This window comes from Arthrobacter oryzae (genome assembly GCF_031454875.1).
In the GTDB taxonomy this organism is placed as follows: domain Bacteria; phylum Actinomycetota; class Actinomycetes; order Actinomycetales; family Micrococcaceae; genus Arthrobacter; species Arthrobacter oryzae_D.
The window spans coordinates 1-4,129 of sequence record NZ_JAVDRQ010000026.1 but is presented as its reverse complement, the minus strand read 5'-3'; the positions used below and the strand labels follow the sequence as shown (position 1 = coordinate 4,129).

At 62.8% G+C, this 4,129-nt stretch carries 3 protein-coding genes; 1 reads left to right on the top strand and 2 read right to left on the bottom strand.

Annotated elements, in window-relative coordinates:
• Positions 1–20 precede the first annotated feature (20 nt).
• Complete coding sequence (locus J2805_RS23860) at positions 21–698, top strand: aspartate/glutamate racemase family protein (protein WP_309980543.1); 678 nt, start codon at positions 21–23, stop codon at positions 696–698.
• A gap of 807 nt (positions 699–1,505) precedes the next feature.
• On the opposite strand, the gene J2805_RS23855 is transcribed toward J2805_RS23860, so the two are convergent.
• Positions 1,506–2,357 carry a class II fructose-bisphosphate aldolase gene (locus J2805_RS23855; protein WP_309980540.1) on the bottom strand — a complete coding sequence of 284 codons (852 nt, stop codon included), beginning with the start codon at positions 2,355–2,357 and terminating at the stop codon, positions 1,506–1,508.
• 85 nt (positions 2,358–2,442) lie between these two features.
• A complete protein-coding gene (locus J2805_RS23850) occupies positions 2,443–3,948 on the bottom strand; it encodes a four-carbon acid sugar kinase family protein (RefSeq protein ID WP_309980539.1) in 1,506 nt (501 codons plus the stop codon).
• Positions 3,949–4,129: the final 181 nt, after the last annotated feature.

Sequence of the window (4,129 nt, the reverse complement as noted above, 5' to 3'; positions counted from 1 at the left end):
CACCAAGAGGAAGTAACAGCATGCCCAAGAAGATCGCGATTCTGCACACAAGTTTTGTTTTCGTTTCTGTCGAGCCTGTGATCAATGACCTCATTGCTGAGCTCATTCCCGATGCTGAAGTCATGCACTTTGTTGACTCTGACGTTTTGGCCACAGTTGTGCGCGAGCAAGGTATTTCACCCAACAGTGAGGCACGGATGACCCATCTGGCTCAGGCGGCAGAAGCTGCGGGCGCGGACATCATATTTTCTGCATGCTCTTCTTTGGGACCGGCTCTGGACGTCGCCGCCCAAAACGTTCAAACCCCAGTGGTGAAAATTGATGAGGCGATGGCGATGCGCGCCGCCCGTGAAGGCAACCGCATTGGCGTCCTGGCCACCGTGCCAACCACGCTTGGTCCGACATCAGATCTGATCCAGGCCAAAGCGGATGAAACCGGGCGCAGCATTACACTCGAGCAGCGGTTGTGCGAAGGAGCATTCTCAGTCCTCATGGCGGGGGATCGCGAAAAGCACGATGCCATGATCATTGAGCAGGCGACAGACCTCGCTAAAAGCGTTGACATGATCGTTCTTGCGCAAGCATCCATGAACCGTCTTGCTGGTGTTCTCCAGGAAAAGACCAAGATGACAGTTCTGTCGAGCCCTCGTATCGGCGTGGACTACCTCGCTCAGCGCGTCGCGGAGCTCCCCGCTTGACCCTGGCCTGACGTCGACATCGTTTGCGCTCGTACCGGTGGCCGCAGCTCTGATGGCTCGGCATGATATGGACGGGTGACAGCTGCCCGCGGTGAATCGTGACTGCCGGAAGGCTGTGCTCCTTGCCGTCGGGCCCCATCTACGCGTCCGTGGATGCGGCCTTTGGGTGGTTGACTGCTTCCGTCGCTGTCGGCCACCACAAATATTCCTATGTCTTCTCCCACTCCTGGGAGAAGACATAGGCTTGCCCTCTCTCATCTTGGGTACCCTGCTAGCAGCCCGTTCGGCGGCATCCTTAGCTTCCCAGCTACTGCTGGCGGTCCTTCTCGTCCGTTGGAAGCCGGGACGTGCCTGTCGTAGTCAGCCTTGCGGGAGCAGTAATTACGCTGGCATTCGTGCCCTGGTTACTCGAGCTTTCGTGGTTGCAAGGAGGCCCTTTTTGGCCATCGGCGGATTTTTTCCGGGCCTTGGACAGCCAGTCACGATGGTGATGGTTGTCCGAGCGGTTCCTCCCGCTACAGAGCAGCACCTGCCTCCGCATTGCTCGGCAACCGAGTAGGCCTGCCGCCGCGGCGGGACTGCTGGCCGCTCCGGCTGGACCCAGCGGAGGCACTGGATATCTTGCGCCGTTATAGCAGCTGCGTGCATACGTCCGCTGGCGTAATACGCGGGGCCTGGCTTGAGGCGTGCGGTCTACGCATCAAGCCAGGCCCGATTAGAGCAGCCCCTTTGGCGCTGTTCAGCAGTGCCAAGCACCGTAAGAAGAGAGCCGGTATCGGCAGTTGGCGATTTTTATGGGGGATGCGTTTAGCGGGTGAGGGTGGCCAGCGCGCTGACAGCGAAATTCCTGGCTGTGGTGTTCCAATGACCCAGCAGGCTCTGGAGGTTCTCACCGTCGGCCCGGTGTCCCTCTAGCTGTTCCTGCAGGGTGGCCAAGATGCCGGTGCGGAGCTCGGTATTGAAGTTGACCTTGCCCACGTTCATGGCTGCCGCCTTCACCAGTTCATCCGCAGGGATGCCGGAGGCGCCGTGCAGCACCAGGGGGATGTGGGTCCGCACCGCGATGTCTTGGAGGACGTCCCAGCGTAGCTGGGGCTCGCCCTTGTATTTGCCGTGGACGTTGCCCACCGCCACGGCCAGCAATTCGGCTCCGGTGCGGGACACGAAGTTTTCCACCTGGGCAGAATCGGTCAGGCCGGCCACGGAGACACCGGACTGGTCAGCACCGAACGCGCGGTCCTCATCTCCGGCAAGGCCGCCCAGCTCTGCTTCAAGCACGACGTCGGGACCCAGCAACGCGCGGGCCGCAACGACGAGCGCAATGTTGTCCTCGTAGGGAAGGGAGGAACCGTCCGCGAGGACGGAATCCGCCCCCGCCGCGACGGCGTCGGACATCACTTTCAGGTCTAAGGCGTGGTCCAGCTGGAGCGCCACGGGAACGTCGGCGGCGTCCGCCAGGCCCCGCAGCGCTGCGACCAGCCGCAGGCCGTTGGGGGTGGCGGCGGTCTTGGGTGCCACCAGCAGGATGACGCCGCGGCAGGCTTCCTCGGCCGCTTCCACCACGGCCAGGGCGGTGGTGAAGTCGTAGCAGGTGAAGGCGGGAACGGCCGAGCCGTGCTGTAGGGCGGAGGTGACCAGATGGTCCAGTCGGGTACGCATCAGAAGCCTAGGCCTTTCATTAGGATCCAGTGGAGGAACGTCAGGACGATCCTGGCTCGGCTCATGTTCGTCCCAAATTTCCGGGTTAAAAGGTGTTGCTGAGCTTGCGGGTGACGTCTGCGAGGGACTGGTCATCGCCCACGTTGCCGGCGAACACGATGTTTGGGATGCCCTTGGCGGGGCCGTCCACCGGTTCCCAGAGCGAGACGATGCCCGGGAGCATGGGGCCGCGGACAATCGCGTGCCGGATTTCCAGGCCGTGCGCGGCGACGTCCGAGGACGTAATGCCGCCCTTGGCGATCACGAAGCGCGGCGGGAAGGTCTGGAGCGTGCGGTTCACGACGGCGACGACGGCGGCGGATACCGTGCGTGCGATCCGCAGGCTTTCGGCAGGGTCGTTCGTCTTGATCACCAGCCGGCTGGTATGGACGATGACATCGCCGCCGCGGAGGGCTTCAACGACCGTGTCCACTATCTGGTCCAAATAGGCATCAGCACGGGCGCCGAGCAGTTTCTCGACGTCGATCTCGATGGTGCGCGCCGAGCGGTGTTCCGCCGTGAGGACGTTCAGCTGACGCGTGGTGACCCCTACGTGCGAGCCAACCACGATCAGCCCACCGGCTGTGGAGGGGGTGTTTCCCTGGTAGGCCTCTTTGGCGGTCAGGGCGGTACGGATTTCCTGCCCGATGCGGCCGCGGACGAACGGCGGCCCCACGCGGTAGAGGAGTTTCTTACCGCGGCGTTCGGCTTCCTCGAGGCCCAGGGAGAGGGCACGGAGGTCGTTTTCGGAGACGATGTCGGCCACAATCGGGGTGGAGTCGGTGGCGGCTTCGATCGCGTCGGCGATCGCGTTGGCACTGATCTGTGCACCGTCAGCCGGGTCGCTGGCCGCTGCCCCGGCTCGGATGATGTTGAGGTCCAGCACGATCACCGAGTCCGCAGCGAAGCGGCCGTGGGATTTTTCCTCAACATAGTCGGCCATCACCGAGGTGGTGAAGCCGAAGGTCGCATCTTTGGCAAACTCGGTGTCGGAGACCGGGGTCAGTGTGCCGGCCGCGTCGCCCGTGCCGCGCATGTAATGGACGCCGCCGATCGTGACCCGCCCGGCGTCCGGGAAGGCCGGGACCAGCACCACGCCGTCGGTCTTTTCCCCGCTGACATCCGCCACGGTGGCGGCAATCACGTCGGGCTCCAGCGGGTAGTGACCACGAAGGGTGGAATCGCTGCGGCTGACGAAGCTTAGGTGCAGTTCCTCAAGGGACCCTGCGGCAGCGAGGGCGTTCCGGACCACTTCCTCATTGCGTACGGCGGCCTCGTCCGGGTCCAGGCTCCTGGAGTTCGTGAGGACGTAGACGGCAGGCTTGCAGCCGCTTCGGGCAATATGTTCGAACGCCCAAATAAAGTCCGACGCCTCCCATCGGGTGAGGACCGGCAGATCTGCAACTGACTGAGTTCCAGTAGGGTCGTCGTCAAGCACCACCAGCACCCGAGGGGTTTTCGCGTTGGAGGCGGCCAAGGCATCAGCCACAGTCGCGGCAGGAATCGGGATCTCGGCCGGGTAGGCGGTCAGAACGTCTGCTTCAAGCGTCACTATGTACTCCGTTGTCATGAAGGGTATTGGCAGAGCTCAATTCGTCCACATTGCGTCCGAATTGGAAGTTTGTATGGCATAACTGGTCGACCCAGACGCGGAGGTTTCGTTCGCCTTTGCAATGCCTGGTCATCGATCCTCAAGGTGCGGGGCGCCGCTTTCTCAGTAGCGTCCTGGCGCC

What these genes read in the sequence shown, in the direction of transcription:
- J2805_RS23860 (WP_309980543.1), top strand. Translation starts at nt 21, where the DNA reads ATGCCCAAGAAGATCGCGATTCTGCACACAAGTTTTGTTTTCGTTTCT.
- J2805_RS23855 (WP_309980540.1), bottom strand. Translation starts at nt 2,357, where the DNA reads ATGCGTACCCGACTGGACCATCTGGTCACCTCCGCCCTACAGCACGGC.